Source organism: Acinetobacter sp. S-1 (genome assembly GCF_059579785.1).
Genome location: NZ_CM184207.1, coordinates 3,450,550 through 3,472,586, shown reverse-complemented (window position 1 = coordinate 3,472,586; position 22,037 = coordinate 3,450,550). Strand labels below are relative to the sequence as shown.

General features: G+C 40.5%; 23 protein-coding genes and 3 tRNA genes. 18 read left to right on the top strand and 8 right to left on the bottom strand.

What is annotated here, in order from left to right:
* Positions 1-66: 66 nt before the first annotated feature.
* The 3 genes from pgsA to AC52J8_RS16620 all read left to right on the top strand — a co-directional run bounded on the left by pgsA (position 67) and on the right by AC52J8_RS16620 (position 2,243).
* Entirely contained in the window at positions 67-654 is a 588-nt protein-coding gene (pgsA, locus tag AC52J8_RS16630) for a CDP-diacylglycerol--glycerol-3-phosphate 3-phosphatidyltransferase (RefSeq protein ID WP_002114808.1), read from the top strand.
* Between the two features lie 126 nt (positions 655-780).
* Entirely contained in the window at positions 781-1,635 is an 855-nt protein-coding gene (locus AC52J8_RS16625) for a methylated-DNA--[protein]-cysteine S-methyltransferase (RefSeq protein ID WP_140157926.1), read from the top strand.
* Positions 1,632-2,243 carry an alpha-ketoglutarate-dependent dioxygenase AlkB family protein gene (locus AC52J8_RS16620; protein WP_017402599.1) on the top strand — a complete coding sequence of 204 codons (612 nt, stop codon included), beginning with the start codon at positions 1,632-1,634 and terminating at the stop codon, positions 2,241-2,243. The genes AC52J8_RS16625 and AC52J8_RS16620 overlap by 4 nt, the downstream gene beginning before the upstream one ends.
* Positions 2,244-2,437: 194 nt before the next feature.
* On the opposite strand, the gene AC52J8_RS16615 is transcribed toward AC52J8_RS16620, so the two are convergent.
* Entirely contained in the window at positions 2,438-3,211 is a 774-nt protein-coding gene (locus tag AC52J8_RS16615) for an IclR family transcriptional regulator (RefSeq protein ID WP_002114686.1), read from the bottom strand.
* A 367-nt stretch (positions 3,212-3,578) separates the two neighbouring features.
* Here AC52J8_RS16615 and AC52J8_RS16610 point away from each other — a divergent pair, with 367 nt between their 5' ends.
* Genes AC52J8_RS16610 through AC52J8_RS16595 form a run of 4 tightly spaced genes read left to right on the top strand, consistent with a single transcriptional unit; the run spans position 3,579 to position 7,040 of the window.
* A complete protein-coding gene (locus AC52J8_RS16610) occupies positions 3,579-3,710 on the top strand; it encodes a hypothetical protein (RefSeq protein ID WP_002115031.1) in 132 nt (43 codons plus the stop codon).
* Positions 3,701-5,800, top strand: coding sequence for an FUSC family protein (locus AC52J8_RS16605; protein WP_086400333.1), 2,100 nt, complete (start codon positions 3,701-3,703; stop codon positions 5,798-5,800). Before AC52J8_RS16610 ends, AC52J8_RS16605 begins: the two co-directional genes overlap by 10 nt.
* Complete coding sequence (locus tag AC52J8_RS16600; RefSeq protein WP_002115096.1) at positions 5,793-5,999, top strand: DUF1656 domain-containing protein; 207 nt, start codon at positions 5,793-5,795, stop codon at positions 5,997-5,999. The genes AC52J8_RS16605 and AC52J8_RS16600 overlap by 8 nt, the downstream gene beginning before the upstream one ends.
* 39 nt (positions 6,000-6,038) lie before the next feature.
* Positions 6,039-7,040 (top strand): HlyD family secretion protein, encoded by a 1,002-nt coding sequence (locus AC52J8_RS16595; RefSeq protein WP_002114928.1) that lies wholly within the window; start codon positions 6,039-6,041, stop codon positions 7,038-7,040.
* A gap of 42 nt (positions 7,041-7,082) precedes the next feature.
* Here AC52J8_RS16595 and ruvX read toward each other — a convergent pair whose 3' ends face one another.
* The 3 genes from ruvX to recN form a co-directional block, all read right to left on the bottom strand.
* On the bottom strand, positions 7,083-7,523 hold the full coding sequence (gene ruvX, locus AC52J8_RS16590) for a Holliday junction resolvase RuvX (protein ID WP_002115066.1): 441 nt from the start codon (positions 7,521-7,523) through the stop codon (positions 7,083-7,085).
* Complete coding sequence (locus AC52J8_RS16585; protein ID WP_002114753.1) at positions 7,523-8,077, bottom strand: YqgE/AlgH family protein; 555 nt, start codon at positions 8,075-8,077, stop codon at positions 7,523-7,525. The genes ruvX and AC52J8_RS16585 overlap by 1 nt, the downstream gene beginning before the upstream one ends.
* Before the next feature lie 123 nt (positions 8,078-8,200).
* The gene (recN, locus tag AC52J8_RS16580) at positions 8,201-9,868 is read right to left on the bottom strand and encodes a DNA repair protein RecN (protein WP_086400332.1); all 1,668 of its coding nucleotides are present in this window, start codon (positions 9,866-9,868) and stop codon (positions 8,201-8,203) included.
* A gap of 114 nt (positions 9,869-9,982) precedes the next feature.
* Between recN and AC52J8_RS16575 the strand changes: the two genes are divergently transcribed.
* The 4 genes from AC52J8_RS16575 to AC52J8_RS16560 all read left to right on the top strand — a co-directional run bounded on the left by AC52J8_RS16575 (position 9,983) and on the right by AC52J8_RS16560 (position 13,498).
* Positions 9,983-11,293, top strand: a complete 1,311-nt coding sequence (locus AC52J8_RS16575; protein ID WP_086400331.1) for a tetratricopeptide repeat protein — start codon at positions 9,983-9,985, stop codon at positions 11,291-11,293.
* A 76-nt stretch (positions 11,294-11,369) separates the two neighbouring features.
* Positions 11,370-11,696 carry a pyrimidine/purine nucleoside phosphorylase gene (ppnP, locus tag AC52J8_RS16570; protein ID WP_002115102.1) on the top strand — a complete coding sequence of 109 codons (327 nt, stop codon included), beginning with the start codon at positions 11,370-11,372 and terminating at the stop codon, positions 11,694-11,696.
* Positions 11,697-11,798: 102 nt separating this feature from the next.
* On the top strand, positions 11,799-12,548 hold the full coding sequence (gene rlmB / locus AC52J8_RS16565) for a 23S rRNA (guanosine(2251)-2'-O)-methyltransferase RlmB (protein WP_016142380.1): 750 nt from the start codon (positions 11,799-11,801) through the stop codon (positions 12,546-12,548).
* Positions 12,549-12,583: 35 nt separating this feature from the next.
* A complete protein-coding gene (locus AC52J8_RS16560; protein ID WP_086400330.1) occupies positions 12,584-13,498 on the top strand; it encodes a DMT family transporter in 915 nt (304 codons plus the stop codon).
* Here the strand turns inward: AC52J8_RS16560 and coaE are convergent.
* The 4 genes from coaE to pilB are packed head-to-tail and all read right to left on the bottom strand — an operon-like array spanning position 13,495 to position 17,918.
* The gene (coaE, locus tag AC52J8_RS16555) at positions 13,495-14,091 is read right to left on the bottom strand and encodes a dephospho-CoA kinase (protein ID WP_086400329.1); all 597 of its coding nucleotides are present in this window, start codon (positions 14,089-14,091) and stop codon (positions 13,495-13,497) included. The genes AC52J8_RS16560 and coaE overlap by 4 nt on opposite strands.
* A gap of 1 nt (position 14,092) precedes the next feature.
* On the bottom strand, positions 14,093-14,953 hold the full coding sequence (locus AC52J8_RS16550; protein WP_086400328.1) for a prepilin peptidase: 861 nt from the start codon (positions 14,951-14,953) through the stop codon (positions 14,093-14,095).
* Positions 14,953-16,179, bottom strand: a complete 1,227-nt coding sequence (locus tag AC52J8_RS16545; RefSeq protein WP_005079343.1) for a type II secretion system F family protein — start codon at positions 16,177-16,179, stop codon at positions 14,953-14,955. The genes AC52J8_RS16550 and AC52J8_RS16545 overlap by 1 nt, the downstream gene beginning before the upstream one ends.
* A 26-nt stretch (positions 16,180-16,205) precedes the next feature.
* Positions 16,206-17,918, bottom strand: coding sequence for a type IV-A pilus assembly ATPase PilB (gene pilB / locus AC52J8_RS16540; RefSeq protein ID WP_086400327.1), 1,713 nt, complete (start codon positions 17,916-17,918; stop codon positions 16,206-16,208).
* A 291-nt stretch (positions 17,919-18,209) separates the two neighbouring features.
* Between pilB and tpiA the strand changes: the two genes are divergently transcribed.
* The 7 genes from tpiA to nusA all read left to right on the top strand — a co-directional run bounded on the left by tpiA (position 18,210) and on the right by nusA (position 22,030).
* On the top strand, positions 18,210-19,004 hold the full coding sequence (gene tpiA / locus AC52J8_RS16535; protein WP_017398730.1) for a triose-phosphate isomerase: 795 nt from the start codon (positions 18,210-18,212) through the stop codon (positions 19,002-19,004).
* 12 nt (positions 19,005-19,016) lie between these two features.
* Entirely contained in the window at positions 19,017-19,346 is a 330-nt protein-coding gene (gene secG / locus AC52J8_RS16530) for a preprotein translocase subunit SecG (protein WP_002115012.1), read from the top strand.
* A 56-nt stretch (positions 19,347-19,402) separates the two neighbouring features.
* A tRNA-Leu gene (locus AC52J8_RS16525) sits at positions 19,403-19,487 on the top strand.
* Between the two features lie 38 nt (positions 19,488-19,525).
* Positions 19,526-19,602: transfer RNA gene (locus AC52J8_RS16520), tRNA-Met, on the top strand.
* Between the two features lie 89 nt (positions 19,603-19,691).
* Positions 19,692-19,768: transfer RNA gene (locus AC52J8_RS16515), tRNA-Met, on the top strand.
* Positions 19,769-19,983: 215 nt separating this feature from the next.
* Positions 19,984-20,508 (top strand): ribosome maturation factor RimP, encoded by a 525-nt coding sequence (gene rimP / locus AC52J8_RS16510; RefSeq protein WP_002114922.1) that lies wholly within the window; start codon positions 19,984-19,986, stop codon positions 20,506-20,508.
* Between the two features lie 37 nt (positions 20,509-20,545).
* Positions 20,546-22,030 carry a transcription termination factor NusA gene (gene nusA / locus AC52J8_RS16505; RefSeq protein ID WP_002115134.1) on the top strand — a complete coding sequence of 495 codons (1,485 nt, stop codon included), beginning with the start codon at positions 20,546-20,548 and terminating at the stop codon, positions 22,028-22,030.
* The last annotated feature ends 7 nt before the right edge of the window (positions 22,031-22,037 follow it).

Sequence of the window (22,037 nt, the reverse complement as noted above, 5' to 3'; positions counted from 1 at the left end):
GATACAATATTGAAGAAAGTATTTTTGTCTGTTACAAGATGCATGAAGACTTAATTGGCGGTGTTTATGACCACAGGGCGAATCCTGAATATCCCAAATATCCTAACATTAGCGCGTATCGCGCTTATTCCTGTATTTTTGGTGATCGCGTATTGGCCCCCTGCAATGGGTATTGGTGAGCATGAAGGTAGTATGAGTCGTCATATTATCTTGACGGCTATTTTTGTGTTTGCTGCTATTACCGACTGGTTTGATGGCTATTTGGCACGAACTTTAAACCAAACTTCAGCATTTGGCCGTTTTTTAGATCCAGTTGCAGATAAACTCATGGTGGCGGCTGCACTTATTGTTTTAGTGCAGTGGAATCCAACGATCTCAATGGCTTTTGCAGCAATTGTGATTATTTCACGCGAAATTACAGTTTCTGCTTTACGTGAATGGATGGCAGAACTTGGCGCACGAACCAGTGTGGCAGTATCGACGGTAGGTAAATATAAAACAGCCTTTCAGATGATTGCCATTAGTGTGTTCTTACTTAATTGGCAGCCTTTAGAAATGCTTGCCTATGCTTTGTTGTATACAGCGGTCATTTTAACTTTATGGTCAATGTTTATTTACCTCAAAGCAGCTTGGCCTTATTTAAAGCAGCCTTAAGTGCATATTGAAAGATTAAGCCTTTCTACAATGAAAGGCTTTTTTATTTTTGAAGAGTGCAAGAATCGGGTCGTCATAGGGCTTTGGCTACTTTAATGTAAGATATAAGTGCTAAGGAGGTGACACATGCAAATGCTTTCTTCTCGGCAATTTGCTGTAATTGCCACTGTGATTGAATATTTATATGAACATCTAGACCAGCAACCCAGTCTGGACGATGTTGCGAGTCATATGAATTTAAGCCCAAGCTATATTCAACGCCAGTTTCAGGAATGGGTAGGGATTAGCCCGAAAAAATTTGTGCAATATATGAGTTTGCAACAGGCTAAATATTATCTGTTGCAACAACGGAGTTTATTGGAAACCGCTTTAAATACGGGTTTATCTGGCACAGGACGTTTACACGATCTGTTTATTCAGCTCGAAGGAATGACGCCTGGGGAATATAAACAAAAAGGCGAAGGCGTTATTCTTAATTATTCGGTTGAGACAAGTCCCTTCGGTGAGTTGTTGGTGGTCAGTAGTAAAAAAGGCATATGTTCTATTCGATTTATCGAAACTCATGACAATATTGAACAACTCATTAAGCAGTACTTTCCGAAAGCTCAATTGAAAAATCAGTCACCGATTTGGCATCAACAAATTGCAAAGTGGTTTGAACAGGATTTTTCAGAACACTTACAGCAGAAACTTCCTCTTAATTTGGCTGGAACCCCATTTCAGCTACAAGTATGGGAAGCCTTGCTCACCATTCCAGAAGGCCAATTGCGTACTTATCAAGACATTGCAGAGCAAATTGGGAAGCCTAAAGCAGTCAGAGCCGTTGCTACTGCAATTGGACAAAATCCGATTGCATATCTGATTCCTTGCCATCGAGTGATCCGTGCCACAGGGATGGTCGGAGAATATCATTGGCAAAAGGGGCGTAAATTGGCATTGTTAGCTTGGGAGATGTCAAAGCAACATGGAGAAACTGTATGACCTTGGATTTATTTTCTCCAGAGCCTTGTGAGAATTTATTACCCTACGATGGTGAAGTTCAGGACTATGGTTGTATTTTAAGCCCTGAAGAAGCTGAACAATATTTTCACTACCTTTATCAACACCTCGCATGGAAACATGACGAGGCTAAGTTGTATGGCAAGCACTTTATTACAGCTCGAAAAGTTGCATGGTATGGAGATGACTACTATCAATATAAATATTCGGGTGTCGCACGTGATTCTTTGCCGTGGGACAAAGCACTCGCCAAACTAAAACAACAGGTAGAACAAATACTTTCAGAAAAATTTAATTCTTGTTTGGCAAATCTTTATGAAGATGGGACCCAAGGAATGGCTTGGCACAGTGACTCGGATGTTTCTTTGGCAAGAACGACAACAATCGCTTCTTTAAGCTTTGGTGCTACCCGTAAATTTTCTTTTAGACATATTCAAAGTAAAGAGAAAGTTGAATTGTGGCTACAGCCAGGCCAACTCATTGTGATGCGTGGTGAGACTCAACAATATTGGCAACACCGTTTAAATCGCTCAACAAAGATTTTACAACCACGTATTAATCTTACTTTTCGGCAATTTAAGTTTTTATAACCTCCATTAAAAAGCGGGCAAGAAAAAAGCCCATGATGGCAGCATGAGCTTATTCCTCTGAGGGGGATGCTTCTACTGATGAGCTGCTGATGAAAAGAATCATCAATAGGAGCTAAAATCATAATATGAGAATATTGTGATATATTCAATGTTTTAAAGTGTAAGAAAACTTTAAATTATCATAAGGTGGAGTTTTAGATTTCACCTTTTTCAGATAATTCCATAAAACGTTGTTCAATAAGTGCCGCATTTTCTTGCAAAATTTCGATAAGCTTTTCAACGTTTAAAAAATCAAAACGATTTTTAGAGGCAACTAAGGTCAAAGCTAAAGGTACTTCTTTGTTTGAAAAACGAACAGGAACAGCTAGACCTGAAACATTTGGGTCAATCTCACCTTGTGAGAAATAGAACCCTTGTTTTTTAATTTTACGCATACGCTGAATAAAACTCGGTTCATCTTCAGCAAAACCTGATTGTTTTAATTCTTGCTGGTAACGGTGGTAGTAGTCCTGCATGCGCTGTTTACTTAAATGCGAAACCATTGTTTTTGGAGATGATCCAACGTAAATCGGTCTTGGGCAGCCTCGGCCATATGAAAGTAGCTCAGTGTCTTTAAATATTTCATGATGTATGTCAATGCAATAATCATCATTTAAATAGGTAAGCAAACAGCACAGCTCGGTACGCTCTACAATATTTCGCATAAATGGCGTGCTGATTTGAACCAGTGGGTCGGTTGTTCTAGATATATAGTCAAGAACTGCAATTTTTGAGCCTAAGGTATAATCGCCAGAGGTTCCATTAATGCGTTTTAATAGATCAGCTGATACTAGCTCTTTGAGGTAACGGTAACTCGTTGGTTTGGACAAGCCAAGTTCTTCGCAAATAATATCGACATTAATGATTGGACGCGAAACTGAAAATAGGTCCAGTACGGTTAAAATTTTGCCAAAACTTGAAATTGCCATAATGTCTTGTTCGTATCCTTTAACAACGAGTCATCTTTGAGTTTTTATAACAGAAAAAAAGAAGGTTTGTCTCAATTCTAAAATAAATGCCTGATTTGAGTATTTTACTCTGACAAAGAGAAAACTTCTCTCGGCTTATACATCATATACGATAATTAAAAAATATATCAAATTATCAAATAGAGATATTTTAGTTGACTAAATAGCTTTATTTTGAAAAAATTGCCAAACAAAATATCTAATCGAGAAATTGGTCGGTTCCAGATTGATTTCTTGATACCTCTTCTTTCCAAAGCTTGGCCGTTTAAATGGCGCCCAAACTGAAATCATTTCGGCCAATCAGGCGAGATGTGGAAAAATCATTGTATTGAAGGATGCTCCTCATATCATTTGCTTTGAGGCAAATGGCAAAGTTGTGTTGTCTTTAGAAAGACAATCAAATATTGAAGGGCATGCTCATCAGTTCAAATCTGTATTTGAGATGAGTTCATGTTATTAAAGCAAATACTGGCGTTTCGCCCGAGTAGGCTTGATCTGATCTTTGCCTTAAAAACATTTATTGCCGGAATGTTGGCACTATTTGTTTCGTTTGAATTAGATCTGATTAATCCGATGTGGTCGATTGGTACGGTCCTGATTATTGCCAATCCATATTCAGGAATGGTGTCTTCTAAATGTGTCTATCGAGTGGTAGGGACAATTGGCGGAGCTGTGATTGCCTTAACTCTAACGCCCCATCTAATTAATACACCTTGGATATTTACCGTGGTGTTATCGTTGTGGGTGGGTTTTGCGCTTTATGTGTCGTTACTCGATCGTACTCCACGTAGTTATGCTTTTATGCTGGCGGGCTACTCGACAGCCATGATCGTCTTCAATGCGATTACCTATATTGATCAATACAATATATTTGATATTGCTTTAGCTCGGGTTATAGAAATTTCGATTGGTGTGATTTCAAGTGCAGTGGTTTCTGCCACGATTCTTCCAATGCATATTGGCTCGGCAATTAAACAGCGGGTGATAAAAACCCTAAAAGATACAGAGAATCTGTTTGCTAATTTATTAAATACAGATTCGCAGCAGAACAATACTCAGCTCTTGGCTGCCATTACTCGCGACACCACAGATATTCATGCTTTGGCTGTACATTTGAGCTATGAAAAGGGTGAACTGCATGGTATGACCAAACCCTTGCAGGAAATGCTTCATCAAATCTCAATGGTGGTTGCTAATCTAGTCGCTTTATCTGAGCGTATTAAGCAGCTTAAAGAACTTCGATTTATCGAGACTCATGCAGAAAAACTGCAACAACTTTCAGCTCATGTTGTACAGTTTTTAGAGCAAAAAGATCTGATTATTGATGAAAATATTTTGCAGTTACCTGATGAATTTGAAAGTGATTTTGCAAGTTTGATGGAGTCGGCTTCTACACACCAACAAGTTTTGGTTGCAGCCATGAAAATGGATGTGCGCCATTTCATTAGCAATGTTTTAGCGGTTAAAGTCTTGTGGCAGCGAATTCAGCAAGGTAATAAAGAAATTCCTGACAACATTACCCCAATGACGACCAAATATCCAAGTTTGCACCGTGACCATGGTGTGGCGATACGAGGTGGTATCAGTGCAGTCCTTATTACATTTATTGTGACTGGGGTCTGGATTATTTCGGGGTGGAAAGCTGGATTTATGATGGCACAGATGGGCGCAGTAACCGCCTGTATTTTAACAGCCTTAGATAACCCGGTTCCGGTTCTGCGTATTTTTATCTGGGGCAGTATAGCTTCAGCAGTTTTAGTCTTTGTTTATGCATTTGGTATTTTTCCGCATGTCACAACTTTTTGGGAACTTGGACTGGTTTTATTACCGATGTTCTTATTCGCAGTGTCTATGATGGCTAACCAGATGTTGATGCCAGTAGGTATGGTGTTGGGTATTAATACCATGATGGGACTAAACCTGCACAATGCTTATAGCATGGATGCAGTGTCTTATCTTGATAGTTCATTTGCCATGATCTTAGGTGTTTTAGTGTCTTTGATTGTCATTGACGTTGTTCGTGCCATGTCACCAGATACAAGTGCAAGCCGTATTTTAGCCTTGCATTATCGCGCCATGCGACAAGCGATCTATCTGCCATATGGTCTTGATTTTAAAGTTCATCTACGCAGTATGCTAGATCGGATTGGGATTCTAAACAGCAAAATGGTGCAATCAGACGAGATTAAAACTTCAATTCATCAGGCTCTGATTGAGTCGAGTAGTATTGTTGATTTAAGCCGATTGCAAGAGTTAGCCAATCAGTTTCCTCAAACATCCGAACTCACTCAGCATATTGGCGATTTGCAACAAAATCTGGATGAGTTGTTTAGAGCTAAAGAAAACGATGAAAATGATACGACCGCTTTAGTAGAGCGAATCTACCGAGCGTTATTTGAATTAAAACAGCTTGCTTCAAATGTTGAAGATATGATTATGCGACAAAGACTACTCATTTCACTGAACAATATTGCTTATAGCATGTGCCATGTTTCATCAGAGCAGATGAATGAAAACAGCACCCTGAGAGGAGCCACAGCAAATGGGTGAGTTTAATGTTTATGGTATTTATGTGCCTTCTTTGCTCGTTCAAGCACTCTTGGCATATATCTGTTTCCGTGGGTTAAGTCCTTTAACAAATAAGTTGATTGCACAAGGCTGGATTGCATTACCTAGTATTTTTAATTTGTGTTTTTACCTCTTATTACTTTTGGTAATACATCAAATTTTTGTTGGGGTCGGTGCGTAGAGATGTTTGCGAAATTAAAGATTGAGTTAGGTGAGTGAAATGAATCAGGTGGATTTGAAAAAAGTCATCCGTCCAGTAATTTTGATTGTCGCATTAATGGTGGCGGTCTATACCATTGTGCATTTGTGGAATTACTATAACGCGGCGCCGTGGACGCGGGATGGTCGAGTTCGTGGTGACGTTATTCAAGTATCTTCGGATGTCGCGGGGCTTGTGACAGAAGTATTGGTTCAAGACAACCAGACTGTGAAAAAAGGTCAGGTGCTCTTTAAAATTGATGTTTCCCGCCGAGCTTTAGATGTAGAGCAGGCAAAATCTGATTTAGCAAAAGCAAATGCAGCCTTTGCCCAAGCGCAAGCTGGTTTAGCACAAGCCAAAGCGAACCTGATTAAATCAGATACGAATATTAAACTAGCCGAGAAAAACGCAAGCCGCTATTCAAACCTCATGGATGGCGCTATCTCTAAGCAAGAACAAGATCAAGTTTTCGCAACACGTGATCAATCTCACGCTGAACATGAGCAACTCCAAGCTGCTATTCAACAAGCGGAAGCAACGGTTAAGCAACAACAGGCTCTGATTGAGGCGGCAACGAGCAATTTGCATTTGGCCGAGCTTAATATGCATCGTGCTGCGGTAATTGCTCCAGCTGATGGTACTTTATCTAACTTTGATATGCGCCCAGGTAACTATGTTCAAGTTGGTCAGGCTGTTGCAGCACTACTTGACCGTAAACAACTCTATGTTGTGGGCTATTTTGAAGAGACTAAATTAAACCGTATTCATGTCGGCGATCAGGCCAGTGTACAGTTAATGGGTGATAGCCAAAAAATTAAAGGCCATGTACAGGGTATTGCATCAGGTATCGAAGATCGTGAGCGCTCAAGCAGCTCTAAACTTCTTGCTAATGTAAATCCAACGTTTAGTTGGGTTCGTTTAGCGCAGCGTGTGCCTGTAAAAATCGTATTGGATGAAACACCAAAGAACCAGCTTGCTTTCGTCTCTGGACGTACGGCAACTGTGCATATTATCGAGAAATAAAACGAGAACTAAAAAGGAAGGCTTTAGCCTTCCTTTTTAATATTACGGGGTTAAACCGACCGGATTTCGATACCAACTTTGAATGAGTAAGGCGGCTGCAAAACTATCTGCAGAAAGTTTTTTTGCTCGACCTTGCTCTTGGTAGAAACCGAGTTCTTCTCGTGCTTCACGTGTAGTTAGACGCTCATCTACCATTAATGTTTCAATATTGGTTTGATGGCGTAAACGTCTCGCAAATTTGCGGGCACGTGTAGAAAGTTCTGACTCGCTATCATCCATATTCAGAGGCAAACCAACCAAAAATAGATCAGGTTGCCATTCTTTCACGATTTTTAAGAGCTGATCCCAGTTTGGAATACCATCTTTCATCACAAATAGAGGGAGGGGATTGGCACTTTCAATTGAAGACTGGCCAATCGCCATTCCCATTTTTTGAGTACCAAAGTCAAAAGCCATAATCGATTTTGATTGTGTTTCGGTCATTAAGCATGTCCGATTTCAGATGCTAACCATGCACGATCTACACCGATTTTTTTATAAGCTGCATCCCAACGATCGTCATAAGGCAGGTTAAAAATTAGGTCCATATCGGCATCACAAATGAGCCAGTCACCGCGTGTAATTTCATCTTCTAGCTGGTTTTTACCCCAGCTCGCATAACCTAAAGCAATTTGATATCGACCAACACCTTCATTGTGGGCAATCGCATCAAGAATATCTTTACTGGTGGTAATACAAACATTTTCACCTACAGCGATAGATGAATGCCATGTCGGTTGTCCAGTATGAAGAACGAATCCAGCCTCGGGACGTAATGGGCCACCTTGTAAAACCACATGTGGATTTACATTGTCTGCTTCAATGTCGAGATCATTGAGTAATTCTTTAATTTGAATGCCGGAAGGGCGGTTAATAATAATGCCTTGAGCACCTTCTTCATCATGACGGGCAAGATAAATTACAGTGTTTGCGAAAAAGTCATCTGCCATTTCTGGCGGGGCAATCAGACAACGGTGAGTCAGATATTGTTTGGTCACCTAAGCGGTTCTCCCTCAAAAAATGTCACTAGAGGGTCTCTCGACCCTTTTATCTATATAGGTTCTTTTTATCAACATACAAGAGTTAATCGGATTTCGCCAATCTTTTTCTCTCATTTTTTATTAATTTGAAGAAGCCTGAAATTTAAGTTGGCGTAATTGTTTTGCGTGTTGCAAGGTTGTTTCATTAATTTCAACACCGCCTGACATGCGAGCTAACTCAAAAATGATTTGATTTTCGTCTAGTTCCACAATTGTACTGCTTGCCGGATCAGTTTGTTGCTTTTTAACTAATAAATGCTGATCTGATTGTGCAGCAACTTGTGCCTGATGAGTAATACATAAAAGTTGAACATGTTGGGCTAGGTCGGCAAGTAAACGTCCCACAACTTCTGCTGTACCACCACTAATCCCGACATCAATTTCATCAAACACTAACACTTCTGCTTCGGTTTTTTCAGCGTTCATGACCTGCATAACTAACGCAATACGTGAAAGTTCACCACCTGAAGCTACTCGTGCTAATGGTTGAGGAGGAATACCCTTATTGGCAGTAAATAATAGTTGAATAAAACTCAAACCTTCAGCGGTAGGTTGCTCTAATGGTTCAAACTTAAACTCGAAGTGTGCCTCTGGTAACGCTAAAGGCTTCACTTGTTCAGTTAATTGCTTCGCAAGAGGAGCGGCAGCTTCACGACGAATATCGTCTAAATGCTGAGCTTTCTCCAAGAAATCTTCATGAGATTTTTCAACTTGTTCTGCCAATGTTTCTGGGTCTTCAAGTTGATGCAATTGCTCAAGCTCACTTTGCCAAGCTTCATATTCTTCTTTAAGTGTTTCTGGTTGAGTGCGGTATTTACGTGCCAGACGGTGGAAAACTTCCAACTTGGAATTTAGTTCTTCCATTCGCTCTGGATCAAAACTTTGACGATCAATAAATTGACGCAAGTTTGCCGTTGCATCATCTATTTCACTTTGAGCATTCAGTAGAGAATTATAAATCTCGGAAAGTTGTTCGCTACGGCCCGCGTGGGATTCTAATCTGCGAATAATCGAAGACATTTCTTGAGTAATGTTTTGCTCAGCTTCATCAAGCACATTTAGGCTATAGCTACAATCTTGCATGATATGTTCATGATGACTAAGGCGATCGAACTCTTGCTCAATTTCTTTATAGTCAGTTTGAATGACCTCTTCGAGCTCTTCAATTTGATGCTCTAAAGTACCAATACGTTGTAGGCGGGTTGCTTGTGCATCTAAGGCTGCTTGATGCAAACGAATGGTACGTTGCCATGTGCTATAGGCTTCACGTACATCATTTGCTTCAGCATAAAAATTGTTATAACGATCTAACCAATGCTTTGGATAAGGTGGTTCAAGCAGCTGCTGCTGGCTGTGCTGACTATAGAGCTGAACGAGCAAACGGCCTAATTCTTTGAGTTCAGATAGACTACTTGGGCGTCCATTGACCCATGCTTTACTACGGCCAGTTGCAAAAATAACACGACGTAAATGAATTTCCCCAGAATCATCATCTAGCTCGTGGTCTTGGAGCCATTTTGCTTCAGGACTATTATTTTGATAGGTAAAAACTGCGGTGATATCCGCTTTATCCGAACCATAACGGACATAATTTGTATCTGTACGTTCCCCTAGGCAGGCAGAGAGTGCATCCAGTAATAATGATTTTCCGGCACCTGTTTCACCTGTTAGAACATTAAATCCTTGTTCTATATCAATAGCCAAATGATCAGCTAATGCAAAATTAATTAAAGTTAAATGTGTGAGCATAAACGCATCCAACGCGCCAAATTATGGGTTAAAGATAGAGAAGTTTTGAATTTGCTACAAGTGATCTATTATTCTAACTGAAATTATAGAACAGCAAGATTGCGGATATTTACAATGAAAAAAACATTAAGCTTACCGAAACCACCAATAGGGATGATCAACCGCCATAAAAAAAATAATCCTGCGGAAATGAATAAAATTTTAAATCAGCATTTTAATGCATTTAAACAGGCAGCAGCACAAGGGGATTATGCCAAAGCTTATCAACATGTTAAACAAGCTGTTAATTTAGTTCCCAAGCATGCTGGCGCCTTATCAGATTTAGCTTATACCGAATTACGCTTAGGCCGTTATAACGATGCCTATCAACATTATTTACAAGCGATTCAAGCAAGTGGAGCTAACGTAAATACAAACTTATATGATGGACTCACAGAAGTTTGTCATCATTTAAAGAAAAAAGAAGAAACAATCAAATTTGGGCGTTTGGCAATTGCAACCAAAAAAGAATTAGCGAAGAAAGAACCTGTTTTGGCGATTCCAGATCATGCACCACCAGCATTTAGTGCAAACCCTCAAGAAAATATTATTGCTTTTTCATTGTTTGGGGCAAATCCTCGCTATTGTGAAACCTCTATTTTAAATATTCAGCTAGCCAAACAAATTTATCCAGAATGGACGTGTCGCTTTTATGTCGATGATACTGTGCCAGTACTGGTGCAACAGCGTTTAAAAGAGAAGGGCGCGCAAGTTATTCAGGTTACAGATTCTCAAAAACAGCTATCTGGTTTGTTTTGGCGCTTTTTTGTAATGGATGATCCGAAAATTAAGCGTTTTCTGATACGTGATGCCGACTCCATTGTCTCGCACCGCGAAAAAGCAGCTGTCGATGCTTGGCTCAAGAGTGATAAATGGTTTCACTTAATGCGAGACAATTATTCTCATACCGAGTTAATTTTGGCGGGAATGTGGGGTGGATGTACGGGGATTTTTCATAATATTGAAGCACATATCAGGGATTATGTTGCCACCGGACGTTATCTGGATAATCGGGTGATGGATCAGCATTATTTGCGCTACTGTATTTGGCCGACTTTAAAACAAAGTGTGCTTATACACGATAGTCAGCAATTCGATTCAGATGCTATCGATTTTCCAGCTTATGATCTGGCGTTAATGCAAAACGACAGCGAAAATTTTCATGTAGGAATGAATGACGGTTCACCGGTAGTTGCTACAGCAATTGCCCATCCAACTGCACAGAGAGTGTGTTGGGTACTTCTAGATGAAAATCAGGTCGAAGTTTGCAGATACGATGCAATTGTGTCGAATAGTCGAAATATTGAGATTAACTTACCTTATGCTTTTGCCAAAAAAATTCAGGCACAGCAGTGGAAATTACAAGTCTATCCGTATGAAAACTGATTGATTAGTTATTTAGGCACAATTAAACTACATTCATCATAATTTATATAAATACGGCATTATCTGGAGAGTGTGCATGAGTTCAACCCAATTTGATCATGTAACGGTCATCAAAAAATCAAACGTTTATTTTGGTGGAGCATGTATCAGCCATACCGTGCAATTTGAAGATGGAACAAAAAAAACACTAGGTGTTATTTTGCCGACTGAGCAAGCTTTAACTTTTGAAACCCATGTTCCTGAGCGTATGGAAATTATTTCAGGTGAATGCCGTGTAACAATCGCGGACAGTAATGAAAGTGAGTTGTTCCGTGCAGGCCAATCATTTTATGTGCCTGGTAATAGTCTTTTTAAAATCGAAACTGATGAAGTGCTCGATTACGTGTGCCATTTAGAAGGCTAAGAAATTCCTATTCAAATCGGGTACACTATGCCCAAAGAAATCCTGTGAAGTTGGCTTTGCAGGATTTTTATTTTTTTGCTCAAACGTTGTTAGAGGTCATGCATGGCAAAACCGGAATATTATTATGGCGTTCATTCAGTGGAGTCATTGTTAGAACTTGAACCGGAACGTGTGCTAACCCTGTTTACTTTAAAAGGACGGGATGACCAGCGTTTGCAAAAGATTTTGCAATTGGCAGAGCCTTTTGGAATTAGTGTACAAAAAGCAAGCCGTGATAGTCTCGAGAAGCTTGCAGGTCTACCGTTTCATCAAGGTGTGGTTGCAGCAGTACGTCCGCATCCGACTTTAAATGAAAAAGATCTAGATCAGATCTTGGCTGAAACCCCTGATGCTTTATTGCTGGCATTAGATCAGGTGACAGACCCGCATAACTTAGGGGCTTGCATCCGTACCGCTGCTGCAATGGGCGTGCAAGCAGTAATTGTACCTCGTGATCGTTCGGCAAGTTTAACCCCAACAGCTCGTAAAGTTGCAGCGGGTGGAGCTGAAAAAGTTAAATTCATTCAAGTCACAAACTTGGCTCGTACATTAGCCCATCTCAAAGAGACGACTCATACACGTGTAATTGGTACTATGCTTGATGAAAGTGCAATGCCAATTCAAAAATGTGATTTCGCGGGTCCCGTCGTGATCGTAATGGGAGCCGAAGATACAGGTTTACGCCCAATTACACAGGCACAGTGTGATCATAAAGTTTATATTCCGATGTCTGGAAATTTACAGAGTCTAAATGTGAGCGTGGCAACAGGTATGGCACTTTATGAGGCTTGCCGTCAGCGTTCTGAGGTATAATCTAGCTGCCTTTCTAGTTTGTAAGCAGTCTTGATATGTCTCCCCGTAAGCAAGGTTATTTTTTTGTATTGGTGACCATGTGCATTTGGGGCGGGTTTACACTTTTTGCCCGTTTAAATGCACAGTGGCACATCAGTGCTTGGGACATTGCTGCACTGCGCTTTGCTATCGCCTTCCTGATTTTGATGCCGATTCTGATCTATAAGAAAGATCTCGCTTTTTTATGGAGTAAGCACGCTGTTATTTTGGCGCTCATTGGCGGAGTCATTTATTGTCTTACCGTCTACACCGCATTTCTCTATGCTCCCGCTGCACATGCTGCCATTTTTTTAAATGGTTGTATTCCTATCTGTACTGCAATTGCAGCATACATTTTATTTAGACAACCATTTGATAAGCATACATGGGTGAGTCTTGCAATTATGATTACTGCCTTGGCTCTCATGAGTGTGTTGATGTTGCAAGGTAATGCTTCTGCTTTTGGCGTGGGGGATTTACTTCTTTTTATTAGTGCGATTTGGTGGGGTATTTTCACTGTATTACTTAAACAGTGGAAACTTTCCGCATGGCACTCTATGGCGAGTGTTGCGATTTGGTCTGCAATTATTTACTTACCCATCTATGCTTTATTCTTGCCTAAACATTTCATGGAAGTGAGTCCTGTTCATTTAGCGATACAAGGCATTTTCCACGGTGTGTTTGTCGTGATTATTGCGACATTAACCTATGTTGCGGCTATCCAAAGACTTGGTGCTTTTAAAACGGGAAGTATTGTTACTTTGGCGCCGTTTATTGCTGCCATTTTAGCTGTACCTTTACTTGGTGAGTCATTAAGTCCATCAATTGTTGTGGGCTTGGTTGGAATGGGAATAGGCGCTTTACAGCCTTGGCGCTGGTTTAGACAAGATAGCCTGACACAAAAGATTAAGCAGCAAAATACACAAAATTAGTTTGCACGCTTCAAATAGCTTTGATGTAAAGGCTCTAATTGCTGATATAAATGTTCGAGTAATCCGTCATTAAACACGATATCATTGGCAAGTTCACGTTTACGCTCGCGTGGCATTTGTGCTGCAATAATTTTCTGGATTTGTTCTTGGTTTTGCCCATCTCGCTGGCTTGCACGCTGAATTTGAGTTTGTTCACTCGCATCAACTAATAGAGTGTGATTAACCAATTCATGCTGGTTGGTTTCAAAAAGTAGGGGTGAAACTAAAATCACATAAGGACTTTTTGGGTTTTGTAGCTGTTGAATAATAGATTGGCGAATGGCTGGATGCGTGATTTTCTCAAGTGTTTGTCTTGCTTCAGGGTTTTGAAAAATATATTCACGTAGTGCACGGCGGTCTAGATTGCCGTCGGGTTGAAGTACCCAATCTCCAAAAGTTTGTTGGATTTTTTGAAGGGCAGGTTGGCCTTTTTCAACCACTTCGCGAGCAACAATATCGGCATCGACGACTCGGATTCCTTGGGATTCAAACCATTGTGTTGCAGCAGATTTTCCACTGCCAATACCACCTGTGACTCCCAGAATAAAAGCCATCTTAACCTCCCAAATAAATTTTCATAATCTGGTCACCCCATAAAAAGGCAACCCAACCCGCAATGGCAATATAGGGCCCAAACGCAAAGGGCTGATTATTATTGCGCAATTTTAGTAAAATGATGCCAACAATTGCACCTAGTAAAGATGACAATAGCACAATTAATGGCAGCATCAATGGCCCCATCCACGCGCCTAATGCGGCAAGCAGTTTAAAGTCGCCATAACCCATACCTTCTTTGCCTGTAATCACTTTAAATAAGTAATACACAATCCAAAGACATAAAAAGCCGATTAAATATCCCCAAATGGCTGAGTTAGGCGAGGTGTAAATACTAAAGGTATTAATACCTAAGCCGAGAGCAGCCAAAGGTAGGGTGAAACGGTCAGGTAGTAGCTGAGTATCAAAGTCTATAAATGTTAAAGCAATCAAAATCCAAGTGAGCACTAGCCCCCAAAGCATTTGTAGGGTTGGACCAAAAACCATGACGACTACTAATGAACATAGCATCGTGAGTAATTCAATCGCTGGATAACGAATGCTAATAGGATGTTGGCAATGGCCACATTTTCCTCTTAACATTAACCAGCTTATAACTGGAATATTTTGATACCAACGGATCGGTTGCTGACATGCAGGACATGATGAAGCAGGTTTACTTAATGTCAGCTTTTCATGCTCAATGATGGGTAGTTCGGGATTAAGCAACATTTGACATTCCTGCTGCCAATCTTGTTCCATCATTTTGGGGGTGCGATAAATTACCACATTCAAAAAGCTACCAATACATAGGCTCAATAGTGCGACTGCAATATAAAGTGCAGTTAAGTTTTGAATAAAATAAGCAATAATTTCTTGCATTATATGACTGAGCCCATTTGGAAAATTGGAAGATACATAGCAATTACTAGACCGCCTACGAGCACCCCTAAAATTGCCATGATTAAAGGTTCCATCATTGAAGTTAAACCATCAACGGCATTATCAACTTCATTTTCATAATAAGTGGCAACTTTATCGAGCATGCTGTCTAGTGCACCAGATTCTTCACCAATTGCGACCATTTGTATAGCCATAGATGGAAAACGATTTGAAACACGCATTGCAAATTGAAGTTGTTGGCCTGTAGCTACATCTTCACGAATTTTCATGACGGCTTCTTCATAAATGACATTGTTGGTTGCACCAGCCGTTGACTCAAGCGCATCAATGAGCGGAACACCAGCGGCAAACGTGGTGGCTAAAGTACGGCTATAACGGGCAATAATCGCCTTATAAACCAGATCGCCAAAGATAGGTAGTTTCAGTGTAAGTTTATCTAATCCATCACGGAATTTTTTACTGCGCTTCTTGGCTTCCAGAAAGGCAGCAATCACTGCTCCAATCACAATAATCATAATGAACCAGTATTCCTGCATCCATTTCGACATATTTACGACCATTTGGGTGAATGCAGGTAAATCTGCACCAAAAGAAGAAAACAGGTCTTGGAAAACAGGAACTACTTTAACCATCAAAATAATGGTAACAACCACAGCAACTACAATAACCGTTGCTGGATATTTCATAGCCTTCTTAATTTTCTGCTTAAGTAATTCACTTTTTTCTTTGTAAATTGCCACACGGTCCAACATGGTTTCAAGCGCACCAGATTGTTCACCAGACTCTACAAGAGAACAAAACAAGTTATCGAAGTGTTGAGGATACTTCCTTAAAGCTGAAGCAAAGGTACTACCACCTTCAACTTCACCTTTAATCCCGAGTACTACCTCGCGCATGGCTGGGTTTTCTAGACCCTCCGCTACAATTTCAAAGCCTTGTACCAGTGGCACACCTGCTTTCATCATCGTTGCAAGTTGCCTAGTAAAAATTGTGATATCGAGTGTTGATACTTTTTTCTTGAATAAACCCTCAAGAATATTTTTACGCTTTTCCCGAATATTACGAACAGTTACACCTTGTTTGCGTAGGGTGACTTTGGCTAAGGCCATATTCTTAGCTGGAAGTTCGCCCTTAATTTTTACGCCCTTACGGTCAACCCCTTCATAAGCAAAAGTCGGCATCATTTGTGCCTTTTTGACAGTCATGAATTATCCTTATTTTAAATTGTCTTTTATTCACTGGTCACGCGGTTGACTTCTTGTAAGGAAGTAACACCTTGCATGACTTTCTTTAACCCTGAACGACGCAGATTATTGAACCCCAGTTTTTCAGAAGCAGCAGCGATTTCTAAAGCATTGCCATCTTCCATAATAATCTTGGAAATTTCAGGTGTAACTTTCATCACCTCGTAAATACCTACTCGACCTTTGTAGCCTTCACGACACTCAGTACAACCTACAGGTTGAAAAACTTGAAAATCGGGATGGGTTAAATCTTGGTCGGTAAAGCCCATTTCTAATAGGCTCTGTTTAGGAATGTCGGCAGGTGTTTTACACTGTGGGCATAACCGACGCGCCAAACGTTGAGCAATCACCAGATTGACAGACGTTGCGATATTAAAGGATGGAACACCCATATTACGTAGGCGAGTAAGTGTTTCTGGCGCACTATTGGTATGCAGTGTGGACATTACCATGTGACCGGTTTGCGCAGCTTTAATCGCAATTTCAGCCGTTTCTAAGTCACGAATCTCACCGACCATAATAATGTCAGGGTCTTGACGTAAAAATGATTTCAGTGCGGCTGAAAAAGTAAGACCTACTTTCGGGTTAACGTTAACTTGATTAATACCTTCAAGGTTGATTTCGACTGGATCTTCGGCAGTGGAAATATTAGAGCTTTCAGTATTTAAAATATTTAAGCCAGTATATAAAGATACTGTTTTACCAGAACCGGTAGGACCTGTAATTAAAAGCATACCTTGTGGTTTATCGAGTGCTTCTAAAAAAAGAGCTTTCTGATCTTCTTCATATCCTAAAGCATCAATTCCGAGCATTGCGCTAGATGGATCGAGAATACGCAGAACCAGTTTTTCACCAAACAAGGTTGGAAGTGAGTTCACACGAAAATCGATTGCTTTAGTTTTTGATAACTTAAGCTTGATACGACCATCTTGAGGTACCCGCTTTTCGGAAATATCCATTTGAGACATGACTTTTAAACGTGAAGCTAAACGGTTAGCCAGTTGCAAAGGCGGATTTGCAATCTGACGCAACACGCCATCGACTCGGTAACGGACCCGATATGATTTCTCGTACGGTTCAAAATGTAAGTCTGAAGCCCCCATACGAATTGCATCGATGAGTAATTTATTAATATATTTAACAATAGGTGCTTCATCGCCTTGAGGCGTGTCTTCCTCATCCTCTTGTGAGGGGGGAGCTTCAAGGTCTACATCAAGATCAAACTCTTCATCACTAAATTCGAAGCTACTTTCTTCGGTAAATTGCTGCGCCAGAATTTTCTCAAGCTTATGGTGCTCGACAATAACTGGTTCAACCATGAGCTTACTATTAAAGCGAATGGCATCAATCGCTTCAATATTACTCGGGTTGCTGGTTGCGACATATAAAATCTGTCCTCTTTGTATGAGAGGTAAGACCCGATGTTTTAAAACCAGTTTCTGATCGACCAAATCTTTGGGAATTTGGCTTGTATCGTAAACATCCAGATCAAAATATGGTTCAGCAAATTCAATAGAAATTGTTTCAGCTAATAAAGAAGGGGAGAGATTAACCTCTTCAATCAGGTACGCAACTGTATCCCGTTTAGCTCTCTTTGCTGCATCTAATGCTGTTTGCATGGTCGCTGCCGACACATGTTTTTCTTCGACTAATCGTCGAAAAAACCCCGAAAATTTTGGAGATGTATGTATGACTGACATCTGCCTACCTGTGCTCATATGTTTATAATTGGTATATAAAAAATTATACTTTTGTTATCTAAAATTACTACCTGAGAAAATGATGCTCTGGTCTTGATCCACTCGCCAAAGCTTGAACTAGTCGAAGTTTTTATTCATTAATTTTTGAAAGACGATTCTTTAGACTCGATAAAGTTTTATAACTGTTTTCAATTAGTAGAAAAGATATGGGCAAAGCCGTTAAAGAAAAGTATCTGAAATTTGTATAAATGCGTGTAGAATGTGCTGCATTTTTGATGAAAGGTGAGCCGTATGTCGGGTTCGACGATTACGCCTTGGGTAGTTGGCAACTGGAAAATGAACCCAATGCGTGCCAATGCCAAACAACTTATAGAAGAATTTAAACAACTATTGCAACAAAACCAAATTGCAGATGAAAGCTGTCATGTAGGGGTTGCTCCAGTTTCTATTGCGCTTGCAATGGTACAAACACAATTGCAAGATGCTGCAAGAACAGTATATACAGTTGCACAAGATGTATCACGTGTAGCGGGTACTGGCGCGTATACTGGCGAAGTCAGCGCAGAACTATTAAAAGATAGCCAAATTAATTTTGTACTGGTTGGGCATTCTGAGCGCCGTGATATTTTTGGCGATAACGTTGAAATTTTGAAAGCTAAACTCCAAAATGCATTAAATGCAGGCTTGACTGTCATTTATTGTGTTGGTGAAAGCCTCGAACAACGTGAACAAGGTTTGGCAGAGCAAGTTGTATTGCAACAAATTTGTGATATTGCTCCTGTAGTGACTGTTGAGCAGTGGCAAAAGCAAATTGTAATTGCCTATGAGCCAATCTGGGCAATTGGGACAGGTAAAACTGCTTCTCCACAAGATGCACAGGCAATGCATGCTAAGATTCGTGAAGGTTTAAGTCAGATTACCCCAGCGGGTTCAGACATTGCGATTTTATATGGCGGTAGTGTAAAAGCTGAAAATGCGGTCGAATTGGCGGCATGTCCAGATATTAATGGTGCGTTGGTAGGCGGTGCTTCATTAAATGCAGCATCTTTTTATCAAATCGTACAAGCCTTTGCACAAAGTAAATAACGAGGATAGGGTATGCACTCTTTTGTACTGATCGTACATATTATTTTAGCGGTACTGATGATTGCCTTGATTCTAGTGCAACACGGTAAAGGTGCTGATGCCGGTGCTTCTTTCGGTGGTGGCGGAGCAGCAACTGTATTTGGTGCATCAGGTTCAGGTAACTTCCTTACTCGACTTACTGCTATCTTAACAGCGTTGTTTTTTGTGACGAGTTTAACTCTAGCTGTTTTTGCGAAAAAACAGACTACTGATGCATATAGTTTGAAAACTGTACAAACTACAGCGCCAGTTCAAACGACATCGCCTGAAACTTCACCAAATGCACCAAAATCGAGTCAATAATTCGAAATAGGGCTTTCCTTTTGCAGTGGGAAGGACTAGAATGCGTCCCACAAGCTGCGGTGGTGGTGGAATTGGTAGACACGCTACCTTGAGGTGGTAGTGCCTTCGGGCGTGGGGGTTCAAGTCCCCCCTTCCGCACCAACTTTGAACCAGAAAGTTGAGTGCAAGCAGTTTTTTGATGCGGGATGGAGCAGTCTGGTAGCTCGTCGGGCTCATAACCCGAAGGTCGTTGGTTCAAATCCAGCTCCCGCTACCAATTTGATTAAGGTGCAACTTAATCAAGCGAATATTAGATAAGTTTACATTGACTTTTTTCGATATTTGTATATAATTTTTGCACGTTGATGCGGGATGGAGCAGTCTGGTAGCTCGTCGGGCTCATAACCCGAAGGTCGTTGGTTCAAATCCAGCTCCCGCTACCAAGTTTCTTAAAAGAGGCTCACAGACAGGTGGGCCTTTTTGCACAGTGGACTATTGTTTTCTGTGCTAAATAGGGGCGATTAACGCCCTTTTTTATTGGTTATCGTATCGCTATCGTGTAGTGTCGACATCAATTGGTCAAATAGTCATGCTTCACTATAGTAGGTCTGTGTCGGTTAAAACAACCGATTGAATCGCACGAGAATGACGAGAGTAAATGAAATTATCAAATAAATCCCAAGCATTGCATGACTTAATTGTTCCTGCAGTGGAAGCATGTGGTGTCGACCTTTGGGGAATCGAGTTTCTCCCACAAGGTAAACGTTCATTATTGCGTATTTATATCGATAAAGCGGTAAGTGAAGATGCTGAGCCTGTAATTAATGAAGATGGTGAAGTAGAACTAGGCCGTGGTATTGGTGTACAAGATTGTGTGCGTGTAACACAACAAGTTGGCGCAATGTTGGATGTTCATGATCCAATTTCAGGTGAGTATTCATTAGAAGTTTCTTCACCGGGTTGGGACCGTCCATTTTTTCAACTAGAACAGTTACAAGGCTATATCGGACAACAAATTGCTTTGCGTTTAATTGCAGCAGTAGAAAACCGTCGTAAATTTCAAGCAAAGCTTATCGCAGTAGACCTTGAAAATGAAGAAATTCAGGTTGAAGTTGATGGGAAGCATGTGCTTGTGATCGACAGCAACAATATCGATAAAGCAAACTTGATCTATCAAGATTAAATTTATTTAAATTTTATAAGAAATCGGTAGGTGACTTATGGGCCGCGAAATTCTTACCGTTGTTGAAACGGTTAGTAATGAAAAAGGTGTTAGTCGTGAAGCGATCTTCGAAGCTTTAGAACAAGCTCTAGTTGCTGCAACGAAGAAAAGATTTTACGAAGGTACGCATGCTGAAGAAGCTCAGCTTCGTGTAGAAATTGATCGTAAAACTGGTGATTACCGTACGTTCCGTCAATGGACTGTTGTGGCAGATGAAGATCATGAAATGCCAGCTTGCCAAGATGCAATTTCTGACGTTGATCCAGCTAAATGGTCAATTGGTGACGTGCGTGAACTCGAAGTAGAGTCTATTGAGTTTGGTCGTATTGCTGCACAAATTGCAAAACAAGTTATTGTACAAAAAATTCGTGAAGCTGAGCGTGCTTTAGTTGCTGATGCATACGAGTCTAAAGTTGGTGAGTTAATTTACGGTGAAGTGAAAAAACAAACCAAAGATGGCTTCATTATCGACTTAGGCGACAATGCAGAAGCTTATCTTGCACGCGAAGAGATGATTCCAAAAGAAATTCTTCGTCCAAAACAACGTGTAAACGCTATTTTATATAATGTTAACCGTGAAGGTCGTGGCGCTCAGTTGTTGTTATCACGCGCTAAGCCTGAAATGTTAATTGCTTTAATGAAAAAAGAAATTCCAGAAATTTCTGAAGAAATCATTGAAATTAAAGCAGCGGCACGTCAACCGGGCGTTCGTGCTAAAATTGCAGTGAAAACAAATGATCACCGTATTGACCCTGTAGGTGCATGTATTGGTATGCGTGGTACGCGTATTCAAGCTGTACAACAAGAGTTAAATGGTGAACGTATTGATGTAGTGGTCTGGTCTGATGATCCGGCTCAATACATTGCTAGTGCATTAGAACCAGCTGATGTTTCAGGCATCGTGCTTGATGAAGATGCAAGAAGTGCCGACATTATTTTTGCAACCAGCGATCAATTAGCTCGTGCGATTGGCTCTCAAGGTCAAAACGTTCGTTTAGCTTCTGATTTAACTGGCTACAAACTCGACATGATGCTTGAAGAAGAGTATCGTGCTCGTCAGCAAAATGAAGCTCAGCAATATCTTGATATGTTTGTATCACGTCTCGATATTGAAGAAGATTTAGCAATGGCATTGGTGGAAATGGGCTTCACTTCTTTAGAAGAGATTGCTTATGTTCCTGCTGAAACTTTTGACGAAATTGAGCTTGATGCTGAGTTGGTTGAGTTATTGCAAAGTCGTGCAAAAGAAGCAGCCCTTACTGATGCTTTGAAACAGCAAGAAAATATTCAAGAACCGAGCGCAGACCTTCTTACTATGGAAGGCATGACTTCTGAGATCGCTTACTCGCTTGCCGCTCGCGGTATTATTACTGTCGACGATTTGGCAGATCAGGCTACTGATGATATCTCTGATATTGAAGGACTTGGTCATGAAAAAGCAGGTCAATTGATCATGAAAGCTCGCGAATCATGGTTTAACTAGGAGATGA